This is a genomic window from Campylobacter volucris, from assembly GCF_008245045.1.
GTDB classification, from domain to species: domain Bacteria; phylum Campylobacterota; class Campylobacteria; order Campylobacterales; family Campylobacteraceae; genus Campylobacter_D; species Campylobacter_D volucris.
Genome location: NZ_CP043428.1, coordinates 1,047,440 through 1,069,836, shown reverse-complemented (window position 1 = coordinate 1,069,836; position 22,397 = coordinate 1,047,440). Strand labels below are relative to the sequence as shown.

General features: G+C 28.1%; 22 protein-coding genes and 1 pseudogene. 11 read left to right on the top strand and 12 right to left on the bottom strand.

Going from position 1 to position 22,397, the window contains the following annotated elements; all coding sequences use genetic code 11:
* The first annotated feature begins 9 nt into the window (after nucleotides 1-9).
* The 3 genes from CVOLT_RS05620 to CVOLT_RS05610 are packed head-to-tail and all read left to right on the top strand — an operon-like array spanning nucleotide 10 to nucleotide 2,214.
* Nucleotides 10-984 carry a L,D-transpeptidase family protein gene (locus CVOLT_RS05620; RefSeq protein ID WP_052243179.1) on the top strand — a complete coding sequence of 325 codons (975 nt, stop codon included), beginning with the start codon at nucleotides 10-12 and terminating at the stop codon, nucleotides 982-984.
* On the top strand, nucleotides 984-1,991 hold the full coding sequence (locus CVOLT_RS05615; protein ID WP_039665836.1) for an alanine racemase: 1,008 nt from the start codon (nucleotides 984-986) through the stop codon (nucleotides 1,989-1,991). The genes CVOLT_RS05620 and CVOLT_RS05615 overlap by 1 nt, the downstream gene beginning before the upstream one ends.
* Nucleotides 1,992-2,028: 37 nt before the next feature.
* The gene (locus CVOLT_RS05610; protein WP_039665835.1) at nucleotides 2,029-2,214 is read left to right on the top strand and encodes a hypothetical protein; all 186 of its coding nucleotides are present in this window, start codon (nucleotides 2,029-2,031) and stop codon (nucleotides 2,212-2,214) included.
* A gap of 19 nt (nucleotides 2,215-2,233) precedes the next feature.
* On the opposite strand, the gene CVOLT_RS05605 is transcribed toward CVOLT_RS05610, so the two are convergent.
* From CVOLT_RS05605 to hemB, 4 genes are read right to left on the bottom strand one after another with little or no spacing between them, the layout of a single operon-like run.
* Complete coding sequence (locus tag CVOLT_RS05605) at nucleotides 2,234-3,502, bottom strand: anaerobic glycerol-3-phosphate dehydrogenase (RefSeq protein WP_039665834.1); 1,269 nt, start codon at nucleotides 3,500-3,502, stop codon at nucleotides 2,234-2,236.
* Nucleotide 3,503: 1 nt separating this feature from the next.
* Nucleotides 3,504-4,859 (bottom strand): oxygen-independent coproporphyrinogen III oxidase, encoded by a 1,356-nt coding sequence (gene hemN, locus CVOLT_RS05600; RefSeq protein ID WP_039665833.1) that lies wholly within the window; start codon nucleotides 4,857-4,859, stop codon nucleotides 3,504-3,506.
* Nucleotides 4,846-5,331 (bottom strand): DUF2603 domain-containing protein, encoded by a 486-nt coding sequence (locus CVOLT_RS05595; protein ID WP_039665832.1) that lies wholly within the window; start codon nucleotides 5,329-5,331, stop codon nucleotides 4,846-4,848. The genes hemN and CVOLT_RS05595 overlap by 14 nt, the downstream gene beginning before the upstream one ends.
* Nucleotides 5,332-5,340: 9 nt before the next feature.
* A complete protein-coding gene (gene hemB, locus CVOLT_RS05590; protein WP_039665831.1) occupies nucleotides 5,341-6,321 on the bottom strand; it encodes a porphobilinogen synthase in 981 nt (326 codons plus the stop codon).
* 69 nt (nucleotides 6,322-6,390) lie between these two features.
* Between hemB and ribA the strand changes: the two genes are divergently transcribed.
* The 3 genes from ribA to CVOLT_RS05575 are packed head-to-tail and all read left to right on the top strand — an operon-like array spanning nucleotide 6,391 to nucleotide 7,893.
* Complete coding sequence (gene ribA / locus CVOLT_RS05585; RefSeq protein WP_039665830.1) at nucleotides 6,391-6,951, top strand: GTP cyclohydrolase II; 561 nt, start codon at nucleotides 6,391-6,393, stop codon at nucleotides 6,949-6,951.
* Nucleotides 6,948-7,529 carry a 16S rRNA (guanine(527)-N(7))-methyltransferase RsmG gene (gene rsmG, locus CVOLT_RS05580; protein ID WP_039665829.1) on the top strand — a complete coding sequence of 194 codons (582 nt, stop codon included), beginning with the start codon at nucleotides 6,948-6,950 and terminating at the stop codon, nucleotides 7,527-7,529. Before ribA ends, rsmG begins: the two co-directional genes overlap by 4 nt.
* Before the next feature lies 1 nt (nucleotide 7,530).
* Nucleotides 7,531-7,893 carry a hypothetical protein gene (locus CVOLT_RS05575; protein WP_039665828.1) on the top strand — a complete coding sequence of 121 codons (363 nt, stop codon included), beginning with the start codon at nucleotides 7,531-7,533 and terminating at the stop codon, nucleotides 7,891-7,893.
* A 281-nt stretch (nucleotides 7,894-8,174) separates the two neighbouring features.
* On the opposite strand, the gene CVOLT_RS08240 is transcribed toward CVOLT_RS05575, so the two are convergent.
* From CVOLT_RS08240 to CVOLT_RS05555, 5 genes and pseudogenes are all read right to left on the bottom strand, one after another.
* Nucleotides 8,175-8,615, bottom strand: a complete 441-nt coding sequence (locus CVOLT_RS08240) for a methyl-accepting chemotaxis protein (protein ID WP_417903403.1) — start codon at nucleotides 8,613-8,615, stop codon at nucleotides 8,175-8,177.
* Between the two features lie 1,687 nt (nucleotides 8,616-10,302).
* Nucleotides 10,303-10,743 (bottom strand): methyl-accepting chemotaxis protein, encoded by a 441-nt coding sequence (locus CVOLT_RS08235; protein WP_417903403.1) that lies wholly within the window; start codon nucleotides 10,741-10,743, stop codon nucleotides 10,303-10,305.
* A gap of 1,687 nt (nucleotides 10,744-12,430) precedes the next feature.
* Complete coding sequence (locus tag CVOLT_RS08230) at nucleotides 12,431-13,885, bottom strand: methyl-accepting chemotaxis protein (RefSeq protein WP_496109368.1); 1,455 nt, start codon at nucleotides 13,883-13,885, stop codon at nucleotides 12,431-12,433.
* Nucleotides 13,874-14,149: pseudogene (locus CVOLT_RS08320) on the bottom strand (PDC sensor domain-containing protein); the annotation flags it as partial. The gene CVOLT_RS08230 and the pseudogene CVOLT_RS08320, both read right to left, overlap by 12 nt.
* 327 nt (nucleotides 14,150-14,476) lie before the next feature.
* Nucleotides 14,477-14,938 (bottom strand): low molecular weight protein-tyrosine-phosphatase, encoded by a 462-nt coding sequence (locus tag CVOLT_RS05555; protein ID WP_039665825.1) that lies wholly within the window; start codon nucleotides 14,936-14,938, stop codon nucleotides 14,477-14,479.
* Between the two features lie 193 nt (nucleotides 14,939-15,131).
* Between CVOLT_RS05555 and thiD the strand changes: the two genes are divergently transcribed.
* From thiD to CVOLT_RS05535, 4 genes are read left to right on the top strand one after another with little or no spacing between them, the layout of a single operon-like run.
* A complete protein-coding gene (gene thiD, locus CVOLT_RS05550; protein WP_132037998.1) occupies nucleotides 15,132-15,944 on the top strand; it encodes a bifunctional hydroxymethylpyrimidine kinase/phosphomethylpyrimidine kinase in 813 nt (270 codons plus the stop codon).
* Between the two features lie 2 nt (nucleotides 15,945-15,946).
* Nucleotides 15,947-16,726, top strand: coding sequence for a hydroxyethylthiazole kinase (thiM, locus tag CVOLT_RS05545; protein ID WP_039665824.1), 780 nt, complete (start codon nucleotides 15,947-15,949; stop codon nucleotides 16,724-16,726).
* A complete protein-coding gene (gene thiE / locus CVOLT_RS05540; protein WP_039665823.1) occupies nucleotides 16,713-17,327 on the top strand; it encodes a thiamine phosphate synthase in 615 nt (204 codons plus the stop codon). The genes thiM and thiE overlap by 14 nt, the downstream gene beginning before the upstream one ends.
* 2 nt (nucleotides 17,328-17,329) lie before the next feature.
* Nucleotides 17,330-17,962 (top strand): uroporphyrinogen-III synthase, encoded by a 633-nt coding sequence (locus tag CVOLT_RS05535; RefSeq protein WP_039665822.1) that lies wholly within the window; start codon nucleotides 17,330-17,332, stop codon nucleotides 17,960-17,962.
* Here the strand turns inward: CVOLT_RS05535 and CVOLT_RS05530 are convergent.
* Nucleotides 17,943-19,277 (bottom strand): MATE family efflux transporter, encoded by a 1,335-nt coding sequence (locus tag CVOLT_RS05530; protein ID WP_132038000.1) that lies wholly within the window; start codon nucleotides 19,275-19,277, stop codon nucleotides 17,943-17,945. The two genes, CVOLT_RS05535 and CVOLT_RS05530, sit on opposite strands and share 20 nt — an antisense overlap.
* A gap of 267 nt (nucleotides 19,278-19,544) precedes the next feature.
* Between CVOLT_RS05530 and CVOLT_RS05525 the strand changes: the two genes are divergently transcribed.
* Nucleotides 19,545-20,165, top strand: coding sequence for a hypothetical protein (locus CVOLT_RS05525; RefSeq protein ID WP_039665821.1), 621 nt, complete (start codon nucleotides 19,545-19,547; stop codon nucleotides 20,163-20,165).
* Nucleotides 20,166-20,183: 18 nt separating this feature from the next.
* Here CVOLT_RS05525 and lepA read toward each other — a convergent pair whose 3' ends face one another.
* Nucleotides 20,184-21,980, bottom strand: a complete 1,797-nt coding sequence (gene lepA, locus CVOLT_RS05520) for a translation elongation factor 4 (protein WP_132038002.1) — start codon at nucleotides 21,978-21,980, stop codon at nucleotides 20,184-20,186.
* A complete protein-coding gene (locus CVOLT_RS05515; RefSeq protein ID WP_039665819.1) occupies nucleotides 21,974-22,396 on the bottom strand; it encodes a hypothetical protein in 423 nt (140 codons plus the stop codon). The genes lepA and CVOLT_RS05515 overlap by 7 nt, the downstream gene beginning before the upstream one ends.
* Nucleotide 22,397: the final 1 nt, after the last annotated feature.

Here is a 22,397-nt window from a genome sequence, read left to right as displayed (position 1 = left end):
AGGTTGAAATTGTTACTTAGAGTTTTATTTTCGTTGGTGTTTTTTATTATTTTTGCAAATGCAAGTAATCTTGCAAAAATTTATCTTAATGAAGGCTTAGAAGCTGTAGAAAAGGTTTTAGAGCAAGAGTTAGCATCAAAAGAATTTTGGGCTAAAGAATTAAAAGATAAAAATGTTAGTTTGGGTTATTATGATGATAATGTAGCTATAGTTTTGACCAACAAAGGTGATAAAATCATTAGAGTATTTTATTACGATGATGGAAAGTTAGAAAGAAAATTTATACAAAAAGATGTTTTAACAGGCCTAGCAGGAGATAAAGAAATAGAAGGAGATTTAAAAACTCCTATAGGTTTTTATGAATTAGGGAAGAAATTTTACCCTGGAGATCCATATTATGGTCCTTTTGCTTTTGCTACGACTTATCCTAATGTTTTAGATAAGACTTTAGGCAAAACAGGTAGTGGGATATGGATACATGGTTATCCTTTAGATGGTACTCGTATTGATACATATAAAACTAGAGGTTGTATTGCAATCCATAATGAGTTATTAGAAGATTTTAATAAGCTTGTAGCAGATAGAAAAACTTATGCTATGACTGAAGAAAAGGATAAAATAACAACTAATATTGATGAAGTTTCTACTTTGCTTGCAAATTTATTTGCATGGAAAGAAAGTTGGCAAAATAATGATATAAAAAAATATCTATCATTTTATGATCAAAAAGTTTTTAAACACAATAATAAGCATAAATATGAACAATTTGCAAAGACAAAAGAGAGAATTTTTTCAAGAAATGAAAAAAAAGTAATTAAATTCTCAGATTTAAGTATCAGCCCTTATCCAAATGCAAAAAATGAGAAAATTTTTAGAATAGGTTTTTATGAAGATTATAACGCCAAAAATTATAAATTTAAAGGAAACAAAGTCATTTATGTAAGATTGCAAGATGATAAAATGCAAATTTTAGCTGAGCAGTAATGGCTTATATAAAATTAGATCGTAAAGCTTATGAATTTAATCTTGATTTGATTGCCACAAAGGCAGGATCTTATGGTAAAGTAATATGCGTTTTTAAGGATAATGCTTATGGACATGGAGCTAAAATTTTAGCTCCTATTGCAAGAGCTAAAGGCATTAATTTTATAGCGGTAAAAAATGAAAACGAAGCGTTAGAGTTGCAAGATTTTTTTGATAATATTTTGATTTTATCTCATCTTCCAAATTTGAATGAAAATGAAAAATTTATTTATGCTTTAAATGATAAAAAAGATATCACTAAATTTAAACCAAATACAAAAATTCATCTAGTTGTTGATACAAATATGCATCGAAATGGTATTTTAATGCACGAGTTAGAAGAAGTTTTATCTCAAATAGAACAAAATAACTTATGTTTGCAAGGTGTTATGATGCATTTTGCTGGAAGTGATGAGCTGGATGCAAGTTATTATGTGCAAAAACAAAATTTTCAAATTGTCAAAGAAAAGATAAAAAATATCTTACAAGAAAAATCTAAAGATATCATTTTTCATTCTCATAATTCTGAAGCCTTATTTAGAAGTGCAAAATTAGCTGAAGATGAGTATTGTAGAGTAGGACTTGTGCAATTTGGCTATGCTTATTTTAATCAAAATTTAAAAAAAGTTTTGAGTTTATGGGCAAATAAAATTAGTCAAAGAAAACTTAAAAAATTTCAAAGTGTTGGTTATGGTGGAATGTTTGTTGCAAAAGAAGAAATGGACATTGCTACATATGATTTAGGCTATGGAGATGGTTTGTTTCGATATGATGGAAAAAAAGACTTCTTTTTGCCAAATGGAAAAAAAATTCTTGGAAAAATGTCTATGGATAATTTTTCTTGTGAAGATTGTGGCGATGAAGTTTGTGTAATTGAAAATGCAAACGATATGGCGAAATTTTTTAATACCATCAATTATGAAATTTTAGTCAAACTTTCACCTTTTTTACAAAGAATTGTAGTTTAAGTTAAAATATATTAACATAATTTAAAAAGGAGACAAGATGGAATTTTTAAGTTGGTTTGTTTTAATTTTACTTTTATTTATAGTCTTTTTACTGATTAATCGTTATGAGAAAAAACTCAAAATTTTATATCAAAATATAGAAATACTTAAAAATGAATGTAAAAAAAATAGCGAAGATATAGAAAAAAATAGAATATTAATAGAAAAAATAGGTTTAATATAGAAGATATTAAAACTAAAGATTAGTTTTTCAAAGCTTGAGCTATTAGCTCTAAAGGATGTAAAAATTTAGTATCAATTTTTTCATGTTCTAAAGAATTTGAAATTTGCATTCTACAAGCTGAACACTCAGCACTTATGATTTTAACATCAACTTTTTTTATATTTTTAGCCTTTTGTATGCCAACTTGTAAAGCTTTGTCATAATTTTCCATTTGCATACTTATACCGCCAAAACCACAGCATTCATTTGAATTAGGTAGTTCTTTAAAAATATAATTATTTTTAAGCAAGGCTCTTGGTTCTTTAAAAACACCTTGCATTTTTCTAGCATGACATGGATCATGATAAGTGATGTTTATATTAGTATTTTTTTGATTTTTTAATATTTCTTCTAAATTGGTATGTTTGTAAAAATATTTTGTTGCAAGTAAAATTTTTGATGATACTATTTTAGCTCTTTTTGCCCATTCTTGATCATCAATCATATGAAAAAAATGTTCATAATCAACATTTAACATCGCTGAGCAAGTAGCTTCTGGAACGATGATATAATCTAGCGTTTTTAATTTTTCTTCAAAATACAAGATATTTTTTTTGGCTAGTTTTTCAACACTTTTAAAATCTCCTGTAAAATAATGCGGTGCCCCACAGCACTTTTGCTCTTTTAATAAATCCACATTAATTTTTAGATGTTTGCATATTTGTAGTAAAGCCAAGCCTGTATTGGTATAAGAATAATTAGCCAAACATCCTATAAAAACTCCTATATTTTGTTTTCCTTGATTGTCTATAAAATCACTATGTGAATTTAAAAAGCTTTTTTTGTTTAAAGATGGCAATAATCTATCTTTTTTAATAAGAGGAAGATTAAATTTAGCCTTCATTCCTACATTTAAATGATTTATCTTAAAAGCACAACTTTGAAAGACATATCCAAATTTGGCAAGTAAATCTAAGATTTTTCTATTTCTTAAAAGAAAAAAAAGTATTTTTTTATACCAAGCTATACCAAATTTTTGAGCTATATCATAACGAGCTTTTTCTATAGCGCTATCTACTTTTAGATGACTTGGGCAAACTTCGACACAATTAGTGCATAAAAAGCATGATTCTAAAGTTTTTTTAAGATTTTCATCTAAATTTAATTCTTTATTATTATAAGCATTAATTAGATCTAAAAATCCTCTTGGAGATGTACTCTCATCGGGATTTATTTGGTGTATAGTGCAAGTTGGTATGCATTTGCCGCATTTTACACAAGCATTTGAAATTTCATCAATATTTAGCATTTTAAACCGTTTTCGAAAATACTTTCTTATCTTCGCTTATTTTTTTTAGATATTTATCAAAACACATTGCAATATTTCTAATTAATAAAATTCCTGTCTCATTAACTTTGATATATTTAGAATCTATATTTACAAATTGCTTTAAATCTTTAAGTTGCTCTAAATCTTCTTTGAAGTATTCAAAAAAATTAATTTTAAAATTTTGTTCAATTTTTTCTATATTTAGCGTAAAATTACTCATAAACTCCATGATTACTGCTTTTCTTAAGACATCATCCTCATCAAGCATAACACCTCTTTCACAAGGCAATCGTCCCTCATCAATAGCTTTCTCATAATCTTTCATATCTTTAAAATTTTGCATATAGTGTTTTTTTCCTTCACCAATGCTAGTTAAACCAATACCAATTAAATCAGTTCCACCTTTTGTAGTATAGCCTTGGAAATTTCTATGTAAAGTTTGATTTTCTAAAGCTTTAAAAAGCTCATCTTGAGGCTTTGCAAAATGATCCATACCTATCATCTTATAACCATTTTGGGTTAAAAAGTTTTCACAAAATTCTAAAATTTGAAGTTTTACATCAGGGGTTGGTAAAGTAGCTTCGTCAAATTTTCTCATATTTTTTTTAAGCCAAGGTACATGAGCGTAATTAAAAATAGCAAGTCTATCAGGATTAATTATAAGAGCTTTTTGCAAAGTTTGCTTAAAGCTTTCTAAATCTTGATAAGGCAAACCATAAATTAAATCCATATTAACAGAATTAACCCCTTTTTTTCTTACCATATCTACAGCATTTTTAGTAAGCTCAAAGGGTTGAATTCTATGAATTTCTTTTTGAACTTTTTCGTTAAAATCTTGCACTCCAAAACTAATACGATTAAAACCATTGCTAATTAAAACATCGGCTTGTTCTTCATTTAAAAATCTTGGATCTATCTCACAACTTATCTCGCTAGTTTTGCTAAAATTGGAAAATATGCTTTTAATTTTTAAAATTAATTTTTCAAGTTGCGTGGCTGAAAAAAATGTTGGAGTTCCACCACCAAAATGCATTTGTTCGACTATTCTATTAGTATTTAAAATGGTAGCTAGCAAATCAAGCTCTTTAAAAAGATACTCTAAATATCTTTCTTTGCTTTCTTCTTTGGCTGTATAAATTACATTACAGCCGCAAAAATAACAAGCACTTCTACAAAAAGGTAGATGAAAATACAAAGACAAAGGCGCTTGTTGATCTTTTAAAATTTGTAAATATTCATCATAATTAAAATTAGTATTAAATTCTACAGCAGTCGGATATGAAGTATATCTTGGTCCGGCTTTAGAGTATTTTACAAAATTTTTATAATCTTTCATGAGTTTTTGCCTTTTGTATCATTTCTTTCATGTTTAAAAATAAATTTGGGTGTTTAAGATGTATGTCTTTGATGAGTTGATCTAAATCTATATTTGCTTCTTTTATGCCATTTTCAACTTGTTTGCGTATTTCATCCATAGCCACAACCCATACATCGTGAAAATCTATAGGAATTTTTTGATAAATAGCTTTTTCTAATCTTAATTCAAAATTGAGTTTTTGAATTTCTTTGGCTTTTTGAAAAAAATCAATCAAAGTTTGAACTGAAAATACGGTTTTAACTTCATCATTATCATCGATTATAAACCAAGGTTCTAAATTTTGTTCGTAATTATCTTGCAATGTTAGTTTTTTTTCTTTATCGTTGATATTTTGAAGATGAAATATAGTTTGTTTGCATTTTTCTATACCAAGTTGTTTTGATAAATCATCGATAATTTCTTGAGAATTTTTTTTAACTAAATTATTCAATTTTTTCCTTTATTTTTGACTCAAAATTTTTGCAATTTCTTTTGCATGATAAGTGATGATAAGTTTTGCACCAGCTCTTTTAAAAGCAAGCATAGTTTCAAAAATCATTTTTTCATAATCAATCACTCCAGCTTTTTGTCCAGCTTTTAATAATGCATATTCTCCGCTTACATTATACACACAAATTGGAAGTTTTGAATTTTGTGAAAGTTCTTTTACTACATCTAAATACGCAAGTGCAGGTTTTACCATCAAAATATCTGCGCCTTGTTTTTCATCTTCTAAGCTTTCACATAATGCTTCTTTAGCATTAGCAAAATCCATTTGATAAGTTTTTCTATCTCCATAGCTTGGAGTAGATTTTGCCACCTCTCTAAATGGTCCATAATAAGCAGAAGCAAATTTAGTAGAATAAGCCATAATTGGTAAATTTTCATAACCATTTTCATCCAAAGTTTTTCTTAAAGTATAAACAATGCCATCCATCATACCGCTTGGTGCAATCATATCTGCACCATTTTTAGCATGGATCAAAGCTTGTTTGGCTGAAATTTCTAAAGTTAAGTCATTATCTACGCTTTTAGTTTTTGGATTTATAATCCCACAATGTCCATGGTCTGTATATTCACAAAAGCAAAGATCGGTAATGATGATTAAATTTGGAAATTTTGCTTTGATTTCTCTTAGGCTTCTTGCAATTAACCCATCATCGCTTAAAGCATCACTTCCACAGCTATCTTTTTTATCATCTTCTAAAACACCAAATAAAATAATTGCTTTTATACCTAGCAAAACCAATTCTTCGCATTCTTTTAAAATTTCATCTAAGCTCATTTGAAAAACATCAGGCATGGAAGAAATTTCTTTTTTGATATTTTTTCCATCAACAACAAAAAGTGGATAGATTAAATCATTTATATTTAAGGTATTTTCTCTGACTAAAGCTCTAATATTTTCATTTGATCTTAATCTTCTAAAGCGTTTAAACATAAATTTCCTTTTTGTTTGTTAAAATTCTTTTGATTTTAACATATTTTTTATAAAAAAAGGTAAGTGATAATGACTATACAAATTTCTGATATAGCCAAACTTCCTACGCATTTTGGTGAATTTTTTATTCAAAGTTTTAAAGAAAATGATAAAGAGCATATTTGTATTTTTAAAGGTAGTTTTGATAAAGAAGTAAATATTAGAATTCATTCAGAATGTCTTACAGGAGATGTGCTAAAAAGTTTAAAATGTGATTGTGGAGAGCAACTTGAATTTTCTTTAAAGTATATACAAGAGCATGGAGGAATGGTTATTTATTTAAGGCAAGAAGGCAGAGGTATAGGATTATTTAATAAAATCAATGCTTATGCTTTGCAAGATAAGGGTTTTGATACTATAAAAGCAAATCATCAATTAGGCTTTAAAGCAGACGAGCGTAGTTATGAAATAGTCGATTTTATACTAGATCATTATAAAATTACTAAGGTAAATTTATTAACCAATAATCCTCAAAAAATTGATTCTTTAAAAGACAAGCTTAATATAAGAGTGCCAATACTCATTGATGCAAATCGTTTTAATAAAGAATATTTACAAATCAAACACACTCAAATGGGGCATTTAAATTGAATGAGTATAAGCAAAGGTTAAATTTTTTAAAAGAAAAATCTTATGATGATTTTTTTTGCAAAATCAAACAATATAAACAAATTTTGCAAAAATTTAATCGCATCCATAACTTGACTCATTTTGCAAATATCGATGAAAACATTATAGATAGTGTTAAAATTTTAGATTTTTATGATTTACACTTTGCAAAAAAAATCATCGATGTTGGCAGTGGAGCAGGTTTTCCAGCTGTATTTTTAGCGTGTATATTAAACGAGAGTGAGTTTTTTTTATTTGAACCAAATGCAAAAAAAGCTTCATTTTTAAGAGTGGTTAAAACTGAACTTGGTTTGTTAAATTTAAACATCATCAAAGAAAAATTGCAAAATTACCCTAAATTTAAAGTTGATCTTATTTGCTCTAGAGCATTAATGGATATTGCTCCTTTAATAGAGCTTTGTCAAGGTTTTTATGATGAAAATACTACTTTTTTGCTTTACAAGGGTAGTCAAGTCTATGAGGAGTTAGGGCAAATTAAAAATTATAAAATTTTTAATGATAATTTTAGAAATTATTGTATATTGCAAATGAAAGGGTGACATGCTTATATTTGGACATGAATTAATTAATATGCAAAAATTTTTTCATTATCAAGATGGTGATTTTGTAAAAGATGGTATCAATTGTTTTAAATTTGATGAAGAAAATATCAAAAAGGCAAAAAAAGAAAATATTGAATTTGCAATTTTTGTACAAAATGAAGATGAGTTAATACTTTCAAATGCCCTAGAGGCAAAATATGCTTTGATTGAAGATAAAAATCTTGCTAAAATAGCTTCAAAATTAGCTGAATTTTATATGTTTGATATGAAAATTTTATTTTTAGTAGATGAGATTAAAAACCTAAACCAATACTACAAATTAAAAATAGATGGTGTATGTTTAAAAACATATATAGTTTAATGTAATTAGTTAAATTTAACCAAACCCATCTTGAATAATTATTTATTTATAGAGTTAATAAGCTATCAATTTTGATGTTTTAATCGTTTATTTTACTTATACCAAATTCAACATCGCATATAACAAACCTATAATACTATAAATTTTAATTATAGATTTTATAAGTTTTACAAGTTTTAGTTTAAAAAACCTCTTAAGCTTATATCTTTTAAGTCTATATATTATCTATATAGACTTAAATTATTGTTTTATTATTTTGTAGTATTTAAAGCTTTATTTTATTAAAACTTCTTCTTCTTAGCATCTTCTAATATATCATTAGCTATTTGATTTACATTTTCAGATATTGCAGCACTATCTTTAGCTATTTTAAGATTTTCTTGTGTTACATGATCAATTTGAGCTACAGCATCATTAATTTGAGTAATACCTGTAGTTTGTTCTTTAATACTCTCACCCATTTCATTAATAGATTGAACTAAGATATTAGTATTAGCTTCTATTTCACCTAAAGACTTTTGAGTTCTTTCAGCTAGGTTTCTAACTTCATCAGCAACAACAGCAAATCCACGACCATGTTCTCCAGCTCTTGCAGCTTCTATTGCAGCATTTAATGCAAGTAGATTAATTTGATCAGCAATATCTCCAATAATAGAAGTAACATTTTTAATCTCTTCACTTTGAGCAATTACTTCACTAGTTTTAGAAGAAACATTTTGCATAGAAGATGTTATTTCTTCTAAAGCAGCAGCTGTTTCTTCTAAAGAAGAAGCTTGGCTTGATGAAGAATCTGTTAATTCTCTAACAGCACTTTGTAATTTACCACTTTCAGTAGCAAGTAAATTAGCAAATTCAGAAGATTGTCTTAGCATATTTACTATTTCTTGACCTAATACATTAGTAGTAATTTCTACTTCACCTTTAGCATTAGCAACTTCTGTAGTAAAGTCTAATGCTTTATAGCTATCAAATACACGGTTGATTTCATTCATATTAGAACCAACCTTTTCTTCTAATACACTAAGCATATTATTTAATACGTTTTTTAATTCTATTAATTGAGGATTAGCAGGAATAGCTGTTATTCTTGCTGTTAAATTACCATGTTCTATTTCTTTAGCTGTTTCAACTGATTGTTCTACTGCTTTAGCATCTTGTTCTAAAGCATTTTTAGTTTTAGTGATGTTTTCATTAATGGCTTTAGCCATAACACCTAGTTCATCGTTTGATACAATAGAATTATCTATGCGAACATCTTTAATCTCAAAATTGATAAATTTGAAGAAATTAAACAAAGTAGATTGTAATTTTGTAATTCTTTCAACAACACCTTTTTTGATGAAAATATAAATAATAGACATAATAGCTAATAAAACTATAATAGATACAATGATTATTATATATATTAAAGAATAAAGCGGTGCTTCTACAGAAGTTTTTGGTGCTAATGTAACTATAGACCAATGTTGCTTAGATCCTTCCCATAAGTTAAAATTAATGATATTTGCTATGTTTTCTAAATTAGATGAAGCAGGTATAAAAATAAACGAACCATTTTCTTTTTTGTTTTGCATATCTAAAACAATCTTAGCACTAGGATGAGGATTAACTTGGGTGATAATCTTTCCTACGTATTCTTTTTTAGGGCTTGAAGCTATCAAGCCATTATCAGCTATTAATAATCTTTGATCGCCCTCAAATAAACTTTTACTTGGATCATTTAGTTCTTTTCTTAATAAATCAATACGAACTAAAGCTCCCACAATACCTATAATATTTCCATTAGAGTCAAAAAGAGGTAATGTAATATTAAATAAAGAGTGTGTTTCTCCATTTATCGTAATATCTCTTGGTCTACCACTATATGCATCTTTACTTTTTAATGCTTCTTTTGTAGCTCTAAAATTTAAAATACTAGAATCAGCTTTTAATACTGTTACCCCACCTTGAGAAGTTGGAGCAGCATCTTTTAATAATAATAAAAATTGTTTATCATTAGTAAAATAATCAGATTTTTCACCAAAATATTTTGTTCCATTTAACAAATGCATATAAGCATAAGATGTCCAAGAATTTGAATCTAACGTACTTTCTAAAAAGGCTTTAGCAACATTGATATCTAGTGGTTTATCATTACTAGTTATAGATTTTATAGTCCCTTGAAAAGTATATAATGCAGAATATACATTTTGCGTTATTCCTTGTATGCCATTTGCATATCTATTGGCACTACTAACTAAAATTTTACTAGCTTCAATGTTTAATGTTTTTGAGCTTTGGAAAATTATCAAACTAGCTAATATAGATATACCAATGACTATAGCACTAGATAATATCAACAAAATTTTACTGCCTAATTTTAAATTTTTTAACATTCATTTCTCCTTATAAAATGTTTTAATTCAAATTCTAAAACTTCTTCTTCTTAGCATCTTCTAATATATCATTAGCTATTTGATTTACATTTTCAGATATTGCAGCACTATCTTTAGCTATTTTAAGATTTTCTTGTGTTACATGATCAATTTGTGCTACAGCATCATTTATTTGAGTAATACCTGTAGTTTGTTCTTTAATACTCTCACCCATTTCATTAATAGATTGAACTAAGATATTAGTATTAGCTTCTATTTCACCTAAAGACTTTTGAGTTCTTTCAGCTAGGTTTCTAACTTCATCAGCAACAACAGCAAATCCACGACCATGTTCTCCAGCTCTTGCAGCTTCTATTGCAGCATTTAATGCTAATAGATTAATTTGATCAGCAATATCTCCAATAATAGAAGTAACATTTTTAATCTCTTCACTTTGAGCAATTACTTCACTAGTTTTAGAAGAAACATTTTGCATAGAAGATGTTATTTCTTCTAAAGCAGCAGCTGTTTCTTCTAAAGAAGAAGCTTGGCTTGATGAAGAATCTGTTAATTCTCTAACAGCACTTTGTAATTTACCACTTTCAGTAGCAAGTAAATTAGCAAATTCAGAAGATTGTCTTAGCATATTTACTATTTCTTGACCTAATACATTAGTAGTAATTTCTACTTCACCTTTAGCATTAGCAACTTCTGTAGTAAAGTCTAATGCTTTATAGCTATCAAATACACGGTTGATTTCATTCATATTAGAACCAACCTTTTCTTCTAATACACTAAGCATATTATTTAATACGTTTTTTAATTCTATTAATTGAGGATTAGCAGGAATAGCTGTTATTCTTGCTGTTAAATTACCATGTTCTATTTCTTTAGCTGTTTCAACTGATTGTTCTACTGCTTTAGCATCTTGTTCTAAAGCATTTTTAGTTTTAGTGATGTTTTCATTAATGGCTTTAGCCATAACACCTAGTTCATCGTTTGATACAATAGAATTATCTATGCGAACATCTTTAATCTCAAAATTGATAAATTTGAAGAAATTAAACAAAGTAGATTGTAATTTTGTAATTCTTTCAACAACACCTTTTTTGATGAAAATATAAATAATAGACATAATAGCTAATAAAACTATAATAGATACAATGATTATTATATATATTAAAGAATAAAGCGGTGCTTCTACAGAAGTTTTTGGTGCTAATGTAACTATAGACCAATGTTGCTTAGATCCTTCCCATAAGTTAAAATTAATGATATTTGCTATGTTTTCTAAATTAGATGAAGCAGGTATAAAAATAAACGAACCATTTTCTTTTTTGTTTTGCATATCTAAAACAATCTTAGCACTAGGATGAGGATTAACTTGGGTGATAATCTTTCCTACGTATTCTTTTTTAGGGCTTGAAGCTATCAAGCCATTATCAGCTATTAATAATCTTTGATCGCCCTCAAATAAACTTTTACTTGGATCATTTAGTTCTTTTCTTAATAAATCAATACGAACTAAAGCTCCCACAATACCTATAATATTTCCATTAGAGTCAAAAAGAGGTAATGTAATATTAAATAAAGAGTGTGTTTCTCCATTTATCGTAATATCTCTTGGTCTACCACTATATGCATCTTTACTTTTTAATGCTTCTTTTGTAGCTCTAAAATTTAAAATACTAGAATCAGCTTTTAATACTGTTACCCCACCTTGAGAAGTTGGAGCAGCATCTTTTAATAATAATAAAAATTGTTTATCATTAGTAAAATAATCAGATTTTTCACCAAAATATTTTGTTCCATTTAACAAATGCATATAAGCATAAGATGTCCAAGAATTTGAATCTAACGTACTTTCTAAAAAGGCTTTAGCAACATTGATATCTAGTGGTTTATCATTACTAGTTATAGATTTTATAGTCCCTTGAAAAGTATATAATGCAGAATATACATTTTGCGTTATTCCTTGTATGCCATTTGCATATCTATTGGCACTACTAACTAAAATTTTACTAGCTTCAATGTTTAATGTTTTTGAGCTTTGGAAAATTATCAAACTAGCTAATATAGATATACCAATGACTATAGCACTAGATAATATCAACAAAATTTTACTGCCTAATTTTAAATTTTTTAACATTCATTTCTCCTTATAAAATGTTTTAATTCAAATTCTAAAACTTCTTCTTCTTAGCATCTTCTAATATATCATTAGCTATTTGATTTACATTTTCAGATATTGCAGCACTATCTTTAGCTATTTTAAGATTTTCTTGTGTTACATGATCAATTTGTGCTACAGCATCATTTATTTGAGTAATACCTGTAGTTTGTTCTTTAATACTCTCACCCATTTCATTAATAGATTGAACTAAGATATTAGTATTAGCTTCTATTTCACCTAAAGACTTTTGAGTTCTTTCAGCTAGGTTTCTAACTTCATCAGCAACAACAGCAAATCCACGACCATGTTCTCCAGCTCTTGCAGCTTCTATTGCAGCATTTAATGCAAGTAGATTAATTTGATCAGCAATATCTCCAATAATAGAAGTAACATTTTTAATCTCTTCACTTTGAGCAATTACTTCACTAGTTTTAGAAGAAACATTTTGCATAGAAGATGTTATTTCTTCTAAAGCAGCAGCTGTTTCTTCTAAAGAAGAAGCTTGGCTTGATGAAGAATCTGTTAATTCTCTAACAGCACTTTGTAATTTACCACTTTCAGTAGCAAGTAAATTAGCAAATTCAGAAGATTGTCTTAGCATATTTACTATTTCTTGACCTAATACATTAGTAGTAATTTCTACTTCACCTTTAGCATTAGCAACTTCTGTAGTAAAGTCTAATGCTTTATAGCTATCAAATACACGGTTGATTTCATTCATATTAGAACCAACCTTTTCTTCTAATACACTAAGCATATTATTTAATACGTTTTTTAATTCTATTAATTGAGGATTAGCAGGAATAGCTGTTATTCTTGCTGTTAAATTACCATGTTCTATTTCTTTAGCTGTTTCAACTGATTGTTCTACTGCTTTAGCATCTTGTTCTAAAGCATTTTTAGTTTTAGTGATGTTTTCGTTGATAGCTTTAGCTATAGCTCCAAATTCGTCATTGGTTTTAACATCTATTAGATTAGAATCTTTGGTTTTATGATTGATAAAGTCAAAGAATGAGTTAAGACCTGATTGGATTTTTTGGAGTGGGGAGAGGTAATAAGATATGATAAAGTAAAGTAAGATGATGCTTGCAATACTTGTAAAAACTACTATAATTGTTTGGATATAAGCAATTTTTAATGCAGGAAGTTCTATAAGCTCAGAATCTTCACTAGCACAAATTGTATATTCATCAATCTTAGCACAAATAGCAAATTTTTCCTCTTTGTTTTGATTAGTATAAGTAAAAAGATTATAATCTCCTATTTGTTGATGTGATTTGCCTATGGTTGTAATATCTGGATTTTTTTCTCCAAGTAATTTTTTATCAGTTGAAGCAAATACATTATATTCTCTATCAAAAACAAAAGTATTGCCCGGTAATTCGCTAAATTCTTTTTGTAAATCATCTACTAAAACATCAATTGCTAAAATACCAATTAATTTATTATTTTTATATATTGGCATAGCATAAGTAAAGCAAGGCAATCCTGTAGTAGCATCAATATATGCAGCAGTAATATACAAACCATTTGCTTTTAATGCTTCTATGTAAAATTCTCTAGTTGTAGCATCGTAATTATCTGCTTTGCCATAAATTCCATATTCTAAACCTTTGCTATCACTATCTGGATCGCTTACGATTAGTTCTCCATTAGTTTGTGCTATATAAACTGCTAAGAAATTTCCTGCATCTCTAAAAGACTTTAAAATTTTGCCAGTATTTTGCATGAGTTTTTCTTGAGTATTTAATTCTTCGTAAGAATACCTTGTAACAGCTTGAGCTAATTTTTCCAAAGAACGGACATTATAGCTTTTAAAATCTTTCATAGATTTTTCAGCGGTTTTTACATAATTTATTTCAGCCTTAACCACCTCATGGTTTAAAGCATCTTTGGTGAAAATAAAAGTGATAATACCCAATATAACAAGACACACAATGGCTATTATATTAGAGATCAATGAAATTTTTAGCTTGATACTTTTCATCTAAATAACCTTTCAGTAATTTTTAAAAGTAAAAATTATATCAAAAAAAATAATAAATACTTTTTAAATTTAAAAATCTTTTTTGAGTAGATTGAATATATTTTCACATGCTTGCGAAAGGATTAAATAAGTTTCATCAAAATTTCCACTATACCAAGGATCAGGGACTTCAGTATATGTTAAATTGGGTGTGTAGTTTGTAATTTTTTGAATTTTATGTTTGTGTTGTGGAAAATTTTTAACAACTTCTTTAAAATTAGAATCATCCATTACAAAGATATAATCATTTTCATCGCATATTTTTTGTGTTAATTTTTGACTACAAAAATCACAAGCTTTGATATTTTTACTTTTCAATAAGGCTTTGGTTTTATGATGCATATCTTCTCCATCATGATAGCCTGAAGTTCCTGCGCTAGATATGCTAAAAAGATGTCTTAAATTTGCTTTTTGAAGTATATCTTTCATAATAAATTCAGCCATAGGTGATCGACAAATGTTTCCCAGACATACAAAAACAATTTTAATCATTAAATTTCCTAAAATATATATTTTTAAAATTATAACAATAGTTTTGGATAATTTAAAATTACTAAGGTATAATTTTTAATTATTGGGGAGCTTTTTGCTGAGAGGAAGTTTGGCTTCGACCCTTGAGAAGTTTGATAATGCAAACTTTGAATTTCTTGCAAAAAATTCCTTATTTTAAATGTAAGGATAAAAAATGATACAAGCACAAACTAAAACAAAAATTCCAATTCTTACTATAGCAGGCAGTGATTGTAGTGGTGGAGCTGGATTGCAAGCTGATTTGAAAACTTTTAGTGCTCATGGTTTGTTTGGAATGAGTGTAGTGTTAAGCGTGGTAGCTGAAAATACTACTAGGGTTATTTCTTGTTTTGATATACCTAAAAAAATTATAGATGAACAAATGCTAGCAATTTATGAAGATATTACCCCTAAAGCTGTAAAAATTGGTATGCTTGGTTCTAAAGAGATTATAAGTTGTGTAAAAGAAAATTTACTTCATTTTAAATGTGAAAATATAGTAATTGATCCTGTGATGTTTGCTAAAAACGGCTATGCTTTAATGCCTTTGGAAAATTGTCAATTCTTTAAAGATGAAATTCTTTCATTAGCAGATGTACTCACTCCAAATATCCCTGAGGCTGAATTTTTATGTGATTTTAAAATTTATAATGAAGAAGATATGAAAAAAGCAGCTTTAAAACTTTTTGATTATGGTGCTAAAAGTGTTTTGATAAAAGGTGGTCATAGTAAAGAAAATACTAATGATGTTTTTTATGATGGGAAAGAATTTAGTATCTTTAAAGGTGAAAAGATTGATACTAAAAATACTCACGGCACAGGATGTACGCTTAGTTCTGCTATAGCAAGTAACTTAGCACTTGGAAAAAACAAATATCAAGCCATAGCTTTAGCTAAAGAATATGTTTATGGTGCTATTTTAAATTCTTTAGCACTTGGCAAGGGTTGTGGCCCTACAAATCATTTTTTTAAATTTGATAAGGAATAATAATGTATATTGCAAAAATAAGAAAAATAAAACCTTTAATCCATCATATAACAAATTATGTAACAGTAAATGATTGTGCAAATGCTACTATAGCTTTAGGTGCTAGTCCTATAATGGCTGATTTTGACAAAGAACAAAAAGAATTTTCTAAAATTTCTAATTGTTTAGTTTTAAATACAGGCACGATTAATGAAAGAGTAGCTAAGGCAATGTATGAAAGTGTAGCTTATTATGAAAAATTAAATAAAGCTATTATTCTTGATCCTGTTGCAATGGGTGTTACTTGTGCAAGAAATGAGATTAATAGCAAATTATTATCAAATAAAATTAGCATTATTAAAGCAAATGCTTCAGAGATTGCAAGCATTATTGGTTTAGACGGTAAAGCAAAAGGAACAGATAATACTTTTATAATCAATGATGATTTTTTACAAAAAGCTCAAGAATACACTCAAAATACTGATAGAATTTTAGTAGTAACTGGTGAGATTGATTTTATTATTTCAAAAGATAAAATTGCAAAAATTTATAATGGTTCTATCATGGCTACTAAAATTACTGGAGCAGGTTGTATGTGCGCTTCTGTGTGTGGAGTATTTGCTGGAGTGATAGAAGATAAATTTCAAGCAAGCTTGTATGCTATGCTTAGTTTTAATATAGCTTGTGAGTTAGCACAAATAAATTCCAAAGGCACAGGGAGCTTTAGGATGAATTTGCTTGATGAACTAAGCAATATTAATGATGAAGATATTAAAAACAAGGCTAAATATGAACTCATATAAAATTTATTTAGTCGCAAGCAAAGAGCAAAAAAGCGAAGATAAATTTTTAAATATCGTAAAAGAAGCACTTAAAGCAGGAGTGAATATAGTCCAACTTAGAGAAAAAGAACTCAATACTTTAGAATTTTATAATTTAGCATTAAAAGTAAAAAGATTATGTGATGAATTTAAAGTTCCATTTTTAATTAATGATAGGATTGATATTGCTTTAGCAGTGGATGCTAGTGGAGTTCATATTGGCCAAAAAGATTTACCTTTAAAAATAGCTAGACAAATTTTAGGAGATGAAAAATTAATAGGATTAACAATTAATCATAAAAGTGAGCTGGTAAATTTACAAAAAGCTGATTATATAGGAGTTGGTGCGGTTTTTCCAACTCCTAGTAAGAAAGAATGTATGGTGCTTGGAATTGATGGTTTAAAAGAGATTGTAAATTTAAGTCCTTTGTCAGTAGTGGCAATTGGTGGTATTGATCATGCAAATATTTCTTTACTTAAAGGTATTGCTATAGATGGAGTGGCTGTAATTAGAGCTATTATGGATGCTAAAGATCCAAGTAAAAGTGTATTTAATTTAAAACAAGCTTTTGAGAGTTTATAAATATGGTTTATTTTATAGGAACGCAAGAATTTATAGGTGTGGAAAATATTGTTTTAAGCGAGATTAAATTTTGTGATTTTTGTGTTAATTTGTATGAATTTGATTGTTTGATTATTAGTTCCAAAAATGCTCTTAAAGCTTTAATGCAAAGCGATTCTAATATAAATTGGGATATTAATTTATATGCTGTGGGATTTAAAAGTGCAAAATTAGCCAAAGAACTTGGTTTTAAAAATGTAAAATATCCAAGTAAAGCTTATGGAGAAAATTTAGCTTATGAATTTTTAAATGAGTTTAAAAATAAAAAATGTCTATATCTAAGAGCAAAAAAAATTAGCTCTAGTTTAGATGAAATTTTGTTAAATTCTAATATAAATCTTACTCAAAAAATAGTGTATGAAAATATTTCTCTAAACTCTCAAAATATATCTTTAAATCATCCTGCTGTTTTTGTTTTCAGTGCTCCTTCTAGTGTGGATAATTTCTTAAATTTTTATGAGTTAAAAACAGAAGATAAGATTGTAGTTATAGGTGAGAAAACAGCTAAAAAGTTAAAACATTTTAAAAATTTATATATTTGCCAAGAGCAAGATTTAAATTCTTGCATTAATTTGGCTAAAAGTTTAGATTTTTAAAGCTTTTGCGTAATATAAAATAAGCTATAAAAACCACACAAATTTCACTCACTATAGAAGCTGCCCATATACCATTTAAACCAAAAAAATAAGACAATGCATAAATAAATATAAAAGGTAAAATTAGACTTTGTATGATTGAAATACTCAAAGAAAGTAAAGGTTTATCTAGTGCTGTAAAAAACGAAGCACAAAATTTACCAAACCAACTCAATAAAAAAGAAAAAGAAAAAATCAAAAGTGCATTTTGTGCTATGAGAAAAAATTCTTGATTATTGTCTTTGTTAAAAATTTCAACGATAAAATCATTGTAAAAATAAACGCATAAAAATGTAAAAATTCCGATGAAAAAAGAAGCAAAAAACATTCTTTTGAAAATATCTTGAATTCTTTTTAGGTTTTTGTGCCCATAATTATAGCTTATAGCTGGTTGCATCGCATCACACATTGCTATAACAAGTATAAAAACAAAGGTGCTTAAATAAAGTATAATAGAAAATGCTGCTAAAGCATTGTTACCTGCTATTTTTAACAAGATAGCATTAGCAAGTATGGTATAAATAGAACTTGAAATATTTGAGAAAAATTCAGAAGAACCATTATAAAGAATGCTTTTTAGTATATTAAAATTTATCAGAGGTTTTTTAAATTTTAAAATAAGATTTTTAAATACAAATGGGATAAAACCTAGTATAGTGCCCAAAAACATACCTATGCATGTTGCTAATGCAGCTGAAAAAAGTCCCCATCCAAAAACTACAATAAAAAGCCAATCTAAAATAATATTACTTAAAGCTATGATGATATTTACCATCATACTATAAAAAGTTTTTCCGCAAATTCTTAAGTAATTATCAAGTGCAAAAGAAAGCATAGTAGCTGGTGCAAAAAGTGCAAAAATTTGCATATATTGAGTGGATAAAATTTGTATATGTTCGCTTGCTCCCATGAGTTTGCTTAAAGAATTTGCAAGAAAAAAGCCTAAAATTCCCATAAAACATGAAATGATAAAAATCAATAAAAGACAAAAAGAAAAAATTCTTCTTGCTTGTTCTATTTTTCCTTTTCCTAGATTGATAGAAATTTGCACAGAAGATCCTATGGCTATCATATCTGCTAATGCAAAACTAATCATAATAAAAGGCATCACTAAATTCATAGCTGCTAAAGCATCTACTCCAAGATATCTACCAACAAAAATTCCATCAATAATTATATAAAGGTATATAAAAGCTGCACTAGCCATATTAGGCAATGCACATTTAAAAAATAACTTAGTGGGGTTTGATGAAGTGTAAAAATTATGTATCGACATGAAAATCCTTATTAATGTTTATTTAATTTTTTAAAAACAAATAAAGCTAATAAAGACTTTCAATATCCTCTATAGTATCTTTAAAATATAGCATCAAAGTTGTTACAAAAAAAGTTGCAAAAAACATATATCACCTAAATTTTAAAAATCCTATTTGTTAAAATAATGTAAGTATTATATTGTAAAATTATTTATATACAACTTAATATAAATTTTAAATGATTTTTACCGATTTTCATAAACCCACAACAAACAAAAGGAGCAAGGATGCAAATAAATTCGTATTCTAGAGTGGCTGCAGAGTCACAAGTTAGCAATAGGAAGGCTGATTCGAATACAAAACTTGAAGATACTAATACCAAAAGTGCAAATAGTACAAAGGATATTGACAAAGAAAAACTTGATAAGCTTGCAAGTTTAGGTGGAAAAGGCATTACTGAGCTTTATACCATGAGTTTTATGCAACAAACTTTAAGTATGAGTTCAGCAAATAGTTTTTCACAAGCTAACATAGCAGGTTTAGCAAATTCAAATAATCCTTTATCTTCTGTTCTTTCTGGTATAGATTTTAAAGCAATAGGGTATGAAGGCAAGGATATTTTTAGCTTAACTAGTGATGAGGCTAAAGAACTTGTTAGTGAGGATGGATTTTTTGGTGTAGCAAAAACTTCTCAAAGATTGGCTGATTTTGTTATCAATGGAGCCGGAGATGATGTAGAAAAACTCCAAAAAGGCTTAGAAGGATTAAAAACAGGATTTGAGCAAGCAGAAAAAATGTGGGGTGGCAAGCTTCCTGATATCAGCTATCAAACTATTGATAAAGCTATTGAAAAAGTAACTCAAAAGATTAACCAATTGGGTGGAAATTCTTTAGATATCAATGCATAATCCCTAGTATTCTAGGGATTAGTCAATTTTTAAAACACTTAAAAATGCTTCTTGAGGTAGATGAACCTTGCCAATGGCTTTCATTCTCTTTTTACCTTCTTTTTGTTTTTCAAGAAGTTTTCTTTTCCTTGTGATATCACCACCATAGCATTTTGCTGTTACATTTTTCCCCATGGATTTTACATTTTCTCTAGCTATGATTTTATTACCTATACTTGCTTGTATAGCTACTTCAAAAAGTTGTCTAGGGACTATTTCTTTCATAGCTTTTACCAATTCTCTTCCTTTGCTTAAAGCTTTTTCATTTGGCACTATTATACTTAGCGCATCTACATTTTCCCCAGCTACTTTGATATCAAGTTTTACCAAATCACCTATTCTAAATTCTATAGGCTCATAATCAAAACTTGCATAGCCTTTGGTCAAAGATTTTAATTTGTCATAAAAATCCATAACTATTTCATTTAAAGGTATATCATATTCAAGCAAAACACGCTCAGGAGTGATATAATCCATTTTTACTTGCATACCCCGTTTGCGATTTAAAAGAGTAATTAAATTTCCTAAAAATTCACTAGGGGTTATAATGGTAGCTTTGACATAAGGTTCTTTAATATGATCGATTTTATTTACAGGAGGTAATTCGCTTGGATTTTGAATTTTTAAGATTTCTCCATCGGTTTGATAAATTTCATAAGTAACAGTAGGAGCTGTTGCAATCAAATCAAGATTAAATTCACGCTCTAATCTTTCTTTGATAACCTCCATATGTAAAAGTCCTAAAAAACCAACCCTAAAACCAAACCCTAAAGCTAAAGAAGTTTCAGGTTCGTAAGTTATAGAGCTATCATTTAGTTTTAATTTATCAAGCGCATCTCTTAGATCTTCAAATTTATCAGTTTCTATAGGATATAATCCTGCAAAAACAAAAGCTTTAGCTTTTTCGAAACCTCCTATAGCCTCTTTTGCTTTATTTTTAGTTAAGGTTATAGTATCTCCAACTTGAACATCTGCGACATTTTTAAGTCCAAGAACGATTACACCAACTTCACCTGATTGCAGTGATTTGGTTTTTATTGGATTTAAAGGATGTGGGTAAAATAAATCTTGCACAATATGTCTTTTATCTGTGCTCATTATTAACACTTCGTCGTTTTTGGAAATATTGCCTTCATAAACTCTAACCAAAGCTAAAGCTCCTAAATAATTATCAAACCAAGAATCATAAATCAAAGCTTTAGCAGGAGCTTCATCATCGGTTTTTGGTGCTGGTATTTTTGTAATGACAGTTTCTATAAGTTCTTTAATACCAACCCCGGTTTTAGCACTTACGCAAATTGCATCTTTGCAATCTATCCCGATGATATGTTCAATTTCGTGCTTTACTTTTTCAACATCAGCTGATGGTAAATCGATTTTATTTATAACAGGGATTATTTCAAGATTATTTTCTAATGCTATATAAACATTTGCTATGGTTTGTGCTTCAACTCCTTGTGAGGCATCTACTACAAGTAAGGCTCCTTCGCAGCTTGCTAAAGACCTACTAACTTCATAGGAAAAATCTACATGGCCAGGAGTATCAATTAAATTTAGTATATACTCTTCATTATTATAAGTATAGTTTAGACGCACCGATTGAGCTTTAATGGTAATACCGCGTTCTTTTTCTATATCCATAGTATCCATAACTTGATTACTCATTAATCTATCGCTAATTGCACCGCATTCGCTAATAATTCTATCAGCTAGTGTGCTTTTTCCATGATCAATATGAGCTATGATTGAGAAATTTCTAATGTTTTTCATTAAGATTCTCTCATTTTTCTTTTAGCAAGACCAATTTGCTCATAAGCATCTATTTCTTTTTTTAAAGAGCTATATCTCTTTTTCAATTCATTGTTTAAAAAAGAGATATTTTTTGGAGTTGCATTGGCATTAGCTGAGATCGCACTTACAAAATCAAGTTTTCTTTTTGTACTAGAGTCCTTAGGATTGCTCGTGAGTTTTTGTGAATTTAAAAATTGCAAAATCAGTTCTTGTATGGTTTGAGAATTTTTAGCTGAATTTGCTTTTGTAATAAAATCTTCTATACCGCTAACTTTAATACTAGATTTTGTATCTTGCTGTTTTGAATTTTTATCTTTATGGTTAAAATATATTAGTGCTACTACGCCAAATATCACAATAATTAGCAAAATTAAAATCAAAACTATTACAAAAATACTCATA

Bases quoted from the DNA above. Each gene is read 5' to 3' on its own strand.
- CVOLT_RS05535 (WP_039665822.1), top strand. From the start codon at position 17,330: ATGGTTTATTTTATAGGAACGCAAGAATTTATAGGTGTGGAAAATATT.
- CVOLT_RS05525 (WP_039665821.1), top strand. From the start codon at position 19,545: ATGCAAATAAATTCGTATTCTAGAGTGGCTGCAGAGTCACAAGTTAGC.
- CVOLT_RS05555 (WP_039665825.1), bottom strand. From the start codon at position 14,938: ATGATTAAAATTGTTTTTGTATGTCTGGGAAACATTTGTCGATCACCT.
- hemN (WP_039665833.1), bottom strand. From the start codon at position 4,859: ATGAAAGATTATAAAAATTTTGTAAAATACTCTAAAGCCGGACCAAGA.
- CVOLT_RS05615 (WP_039665836.1), top strand. From the start codon at position 984: ATGGCTTATATAAAATTAGATCGTAAAGCTTATGAATTTAATCTTGAT.
- CVOLT_RS05605 (WP_039665834.1), bottom strand. From the start codon at position 3,502: ATGCTAAATATTGATGAAATTTCAAATGCTTGTGTAAAATGCGGCAAA.
- CVOLT_RS05530 (WP_132038000.1), bottom strand. From the start codon at position 19,277: ATGTCGATACATAATTTTTACACTTCATCAAACCCCACTAAGTTATTT.
- hemB (WP_039665831.1), bottom strand. From the start codon at position 6,321: ATGTTTAAACGCTTTAGAAGATTAAGATCAAATGAAAATATTAGAGCT.
- CVOLT_RS08240 (WP_417903403.1), bottom strand. From the start codon at position 8,615: ATGCAAAATGTTTCTTCTAAAACTAGTGAAGTAATTGCTCAAAGTGAA.
- CVOLT_RS08230 (WP_496109368.1), bottom strand. From the start codon at position 13,885: ATGCCAATATATAAAAATAATAAATTAATTGGTATTTTAGCAATTGAT.
- CVOLT_RS08235 (WP_417903403.1), bottom strand. From the start codon at position 10,743: ATGCAAAATGTTTCTTCTAAAACTAGTGAAGTAATTGCTCAAAGTGAA.
- CVOLT_RS05515 (WP_039665819.1), bottom strand. From the start codon at position 22,396: ATGAGTATTTTTGTAATAGTTTTGATTTTAATTTTGCTAATTATTGTG.
- thiM (WP_039665824.1), top strand. From the start codon at position 15,947: ATGTATATTGCAAAAATAAGAAAAATAAAACCTTTAATCCATCATATA.
- ribA (WP_039665830.1), top strand. From the start codon at position 6,391: ATGACTATACAAATTTCTGATATAGCCAAACTTCCTACGCATTTTGGT.
- thiD (WP_132037998.1), top strand. From the start codon at position 15,132: ATGATACAAGCACAAACTAAAACAAAAATTCCAATTCTTACTATAGCA.
- CVOLT_RS05575 (WP_039665828.1), top strand. From the start codon at position 7,531: ATGCTTATATTTGGACATGAATTAATTAATATGCAAAAATTTTTTCAT.
- CVOLT_RS05610 (WP_039665835.1), top strand. From the start codon at position 2,029: ATGGAATTTTTAAGTTGGTTTGTTTTAATTTTACTTTTATTTATAGTC.
- thiE (WP_039665823.1), top strand. From the start codon at position 16,713: ATGAACTCATATAAAATTTATTTAGTCGCAAGCAAAGAGCAAAAAAGC.